The organism is Microvirga sp. P5_D2 (assembly GCF_054049475.1).
Window position 1 is genome coordinate 1 of the sequence record NZ_JBFUMH010000275.1, and the last position, 4056, is coordinate 4056.

The following is a 4056-nucleotide window of genomic DNA, read 5'->3' on the forward strand; positions in this document are numbered from 1 at the left end:
GTACATGCCGGCGCTGGTAGCGGCCCGCTTCAACCCGGATTTGAAAGCCAAGTACCAGGCCCTGCTCGCGGCGGGAAAGCCGGCGAAAGTCGCCCTGACGGCGATCATGCGCAAACTCATCATCTTGGCCAATGCGCTCTTGCGAGATCAGCGAAATTGGTCCCCAAAACCCGCTTGATCAATACGGATACTCTAGCCTATCTCAGATCCGTCTTCGGATCAGGATCCACGCGCCGGCGAGAGCGATCAGCAGGACGAGAATGATCCCGGCTGTCTCGAAGACGGTCTGGGCTCGCTGTTCTGCGGCCGGAGGAAGGCCCATATCGGCACCTTCGTCGAGGTCCGGGCGGCGGCCGAGCGCTTTCAGAACTGGCACGCCCCAAGACCTGTCCGGGGCGGAGGGAAGAACGTCAGGAGCCAAGGGAGTTGACGGCATGGTTCCCTCCGGATGGCTTGTGTGAAAACCTCAGCCTGACTTTGGTCATAGCCGGAAACGTGGCCTGTTTCCGTCAAACCTGCGGCGTCAGGCCTGGGGAGAGCCTCGCAAGGCTGTAGAGGGGTCTGCCGATGCGGGCACTTTCGCGAGCTTTGAACCTCGAAGACGTTCTAGGTATTCGAGTACATCGCAGGCGAACCGAGAAACCATGATAAACTAGGACTTTACGCGCCTTTCGTAGTGCCTCGGTGCAATCCTTCCGAATACGTTTGAGCGCACCTTTATTCGGATCCATAAAGGGCCTTCTGCGAAATTTGAGATCCACTGGAAGGCTCAGATCAAGATCTCCTGTTCCGTTGGTTCTTACGAACGATAGGAGCAGCCATTTGTTCGCTCCTGACCCAGGAGACCCGGCGTGTTCAACCTATGTTATTTCAGTGGTTAAACCTATGTCGCGGTCCACGTTATCGCGGCTCGGTTCTCAGGCTCAGGAACGTCGGATCGAACTCGGCAACCTGTTGCAAGCGTGGCCAGTCCTCGATGACCACGGTGTCGGCCCGCCAGGTGATTAGGCCTTCCTTCCGCAACTCTTGGACAACCCGGTTTACGTGAACGGTCGAGAGCCCAAGGGTGTCACCCACTTCTGCCTGGGTCAGGGGGAGCTTGAAACTGTACCCTTCGGTGAGGCCGACGACTTGAAGGCGAAGGAATAGCTCACACAGCAGGTGAGCGGCATGCTCAAGGGCCGGGCGTCGCCCCATCGACACGATCCAGTGGCGGTGGACGGCTGCATCAACGGCAAGGTGCAATGCAAGCAGGCGCGCCAGGTGAGGCTGGCTCTCGGTGACCTCGCGGATGAACTCGTGGGGAACCAAGCCGGTCGTGCAGGGCGTGATCGCCATGACAGCATGGTCCATTTGCTTCATGAAGAAGCTGTGGAGATCGACGAAGTCGCCGGGCACATGAAGGGCTGTGATCTGGCGCTTGCCATTTTCCAGGATATTGTAGCGCGCGGCCAAGCCGGTAAAGAGAATGGTACTCTCGGTGGGGCGGTCACCCTCCCACACCATGTCCTCATTCTTTGCGACCGCTCTTTGCCTGGTGACAGCCCCCGCAAGAAGCTGCCGTTCCGAGTCTGAGAGGCGGTCATACTGCTCAAGCTTAGAGATAAGTGGGTTCAGGATGGCCCCCTGCGGGATGGTTGCTAATGCCCATCAGCGTAGCGGAGTTGGCACAGGAAGACGAGCAGGGCTCAGCTTATAGCCTGCTGGCGGTCCGATGATGTTCCATAAGTGATGGAGTGGACGGCGCCTGCTCCCGGCAGTGCCCTATGAGATAGGGTGATTGCCGCAGCGCCAGACAGGGAGCCGCTCCAATGCAAGTCACCACGATTGGCCTCGACATCGCCAAGCACGTCTTTCAGCTCCACGGCATTGATGAGACAGGACAGGTTCTGATCCGCCGTCAGCTCCGTCGCGGCGAGATGATCAGCTTCTTCCGCCGTTTGCCACCCTGCCTGATTGGCATGGAAGCCTGCTCCACGGCGCACTTCTGGGCGCGGGAACTGGCAGCCCTTGGCCATGAGGTCCGGCTTATGCCCGCAGCTTACGTGAAGCCTTATGTCAAACGCGGCAAAAGCGATGCGCTTGATGCTGCGGGTATCTGTGAAGCCGTGACCCGCCCGACCATGCGCTATGTCGCCATCAAGAGTCGTGAACAACAGGCGGTGCTGATGCTCCACCGCACTCGCGAGTTGCTCGTGCGGCAGAGGACCATGCTGGTCAATGCTCTGCGCGGCCACTTGGCTGAATACGGCATCATCGCTCCTCAGGGCCTGGCCAGCGTGCCCAAGCTCATCGAATTGGCCGAGAAGGCGCGGGGCACGGCCTTGCCTGAGCTGGCGTGGCACTGCATCCGCTTGATCATCACTCAACTTGAGGAGACCCATGTCCGGATCACTCAGGTCGAGCAGGAGATCCTGGTCTGGCATCGCACGAATGAGCTGAGCCAGCGCCTGGAGACGATCCCGGGTATCGGCGTCATCACGGCCAGCGCACTTGCTGCCACCATCACTGATCCGAGCTCTTTCCGCTCAGGCCGGCAGTTGGCGGCCTGGATCGGCCTGGTGCCACGGCAGAGCGGGACTGGCGGCAAGGTGCGGCTGGGGCACATCTCCAAACAAGGGGATCGTTATCTGCGCCGGCTTCTGGTGCTCGGGGCCACGACACTGTTGCGGCATGCCCGCGGCAAAGCCTCAGCGGCTGCGGGATGGATCAACGCGCTCCTGGCTCGCCGGCCAGCCAGCGTGGTCAAGACTGCCATTGCCAACAAGCTGGCGCGGATCGCCTGGGCGGTCCTCCAGGACAAGCAAGGATACCGCGCTCCGGCGGCTGCGGCCGCATGAGCTGCCCCAGGAGCCGGATGAGGAGTTTGCAAGGTTGGTGGAGGTGGTGATGGTGTGATGACGAACCGGTCGAGCCGGGGATCAGACAAACCCGTGATAAGCCGTTGCGCTCAGACGCAGCATAATTGTTGGGGGATCTGATCCGCGAACTTCATCAAGGCCCGCGGCCAGGTAAGCCGCAGTACAAGGCCGAACACATGGCTCCGCCCGACCAGATCGTCAAACACCAAAAGACCTCTTGCCACGCAGGCGCCGTCCACACAGGCTTATCGGAAATTCGCGGCGCTATTTGGAAGCTTGGGAAGAGTATTCCGTTATCAGTGAGAGCGCAGTGCTGACCACAACCTGTCCGGATTCATCCCTGACGCCGACGGTGAAGGTTCGCCGGTCGCCATCGGGCAGCGCATCTCTCACCATCTCCGCCAGAGCGACTTGAGCCATAGCTTTAGCAGCCGCGCCATTTTCCAACTCATGCCCCTCCTTATCGGTGAAGTGCTGACTGCCGTCGTCTGTGTCGAAGAAAAAGTGAGGCACTGCCACTCCGGCGCTGGAAAAGGGTGCCTATCAACCTTGGTGCTCCACGCCCTGTTCCATACAGAGTGTTATCGGATCAAGGCCCTCTCAGACCGCTACTTCGACGGCGATTGCGCCTTAACCGGTTTTTTCGAGGTGTCGAGTTCGGGATGGTTGCGGACCAACCTTTCCCGCTCCACGGCCAGACTGTCCCAAGTCCTGGCCATTTCCAGAAGCTGRTYRCGCTGCTCCCCCTCGGGCACCTGTTTAGCAAGTCCCCGGCACTCCTGAGCGTGTTTTCTGTATTCTTCTGCGGTTTTCATGGCCGCCTTCATGGATCTAGGTGGCTAAATGGCAATAGCCTTCTGCCGTGACCCCACTCCTGCATTCCATAAACGGCGTTACGCGAAATTCGCTCTGTAGAACCCCGTTAGAAAGGTCACTCCTCTCCCCATTACAAATGTCACTCTCCCTGGGTGATCGTGCTGGGGAGATTGGATCTGATGACGGTGATCGGGATGAGCCGGCCAGAGATCGATCGGGTTCACATTCTGCGGGACGTCGTGGCGGAGCGAATTACGGTGCGCGAAGCCGCCCAGCTGCTGCGGATCACACGGCGCCAAGTATTCCGATTGCTCAAGGCCTATCAGACCGGCGGTCCCGCGGCCTTGGTGTCGCGCCGGCGCGGCAGGCCCAGCAACCG

At 59.9% G+C, this 4056-nt stretch carries 6 protein-coding genes and 1 pseudogene; 3 read left to right on the forward strand and 4 right to left on the reverse strand.

What is annotated here, in order from left to right; translation table 11 throughout:
* A pseudogene (locus ACXJKO_RS30240) lies at positions 1 to 178 on the forward strand (IS110 family transposase); the annotation flags it as partial.
* Positions 179 to 202: 24 nt separating this feature from the next.
* On the opposite strand, the gene ACXJKO_RS30245 reads toward ACXJKO_RS30240, so the two are convergent.
* Both ACXJKO_RS30245 and ACXJKO_RS30250 read right to left on the reverse strand, forming a co-directional pair.
* Complete coding sequence (locus tag ACXJKO_RS30245) at positions 203 to 436, reverse strand: hypothetical protein (protein ID WP_457094717.1); 234 nt, start codon at positions 434 to 436, stop codon at positions 203 to 205.
* 464 nt (positions 437 to 900) lie between these two features.
* Positions 901 to 1635 (reverse strand): Crp/Fnr family transcriptional regulator, encoded by a 735-nt coding sequence (locus ACXJKO_RS30250; protein WP_457094722.1) that lies wholly within the window; start codon positions 1633 to 1635, stop codon positions 901 to 903.
* A 176-nt stretch (positions 1636 to 1811) separates the two neighbouring features.
* Here ACXJKO_RS30250 and ACXJKO_RS30255 point away from each other — a divergent pair, with 176 nt between their 5' ends.
* Entirely contained in the window at positions 1812 to 2840 is a 1029-nt protein-coding gene (locus tag ACXJKO_RS30255) for an IS110 family RNA-guided transposase (protein ID WP_457094718.1), read from the forward strand.
* 285 nt (positions 2841 to 3125) lie between these two features.
* On the opposite strand, the gene ACXJKO_RS30260 is transcribed toward ACXJKO_RS30255, so the two are convergent.
* The gene (locus tag ACXJKO_RS30260; protein WP_457094719.1) at positions 3126 to 3374 is read right to left on the reverse strand and encodes a DUF6894 family protein; all 249 of its coding nucleotides are present in this window, start codon (positions 3372 to 3374) and stop codon (positions 3126 to 3128) included.
* Positions 3375 to 3469: 95 nt separating this feature from the next.
* Entirely contained in the window at positions 3470 to 3676 is a 207-nt protein-coding gene (locus ACXJKO_RS30265; RefSeq protein ID WP_457094720.1) for a hypothetical protein, read from the reverse strand.
* A gap of 180 nt (positions 3677 to 3856) precedes the next feature.
* Here ACXJKO_RS30265 and ACXJKO_RS30270 point away from each other — a divergent pair.
* Positions 3857 to 4056: helix-turn-helix domain-containing protein (locus ACXJKO_RS30270; protein WP_457094721.1), on the forward strand; the 200-nt coding region annotated here is incomplete at its 3' end.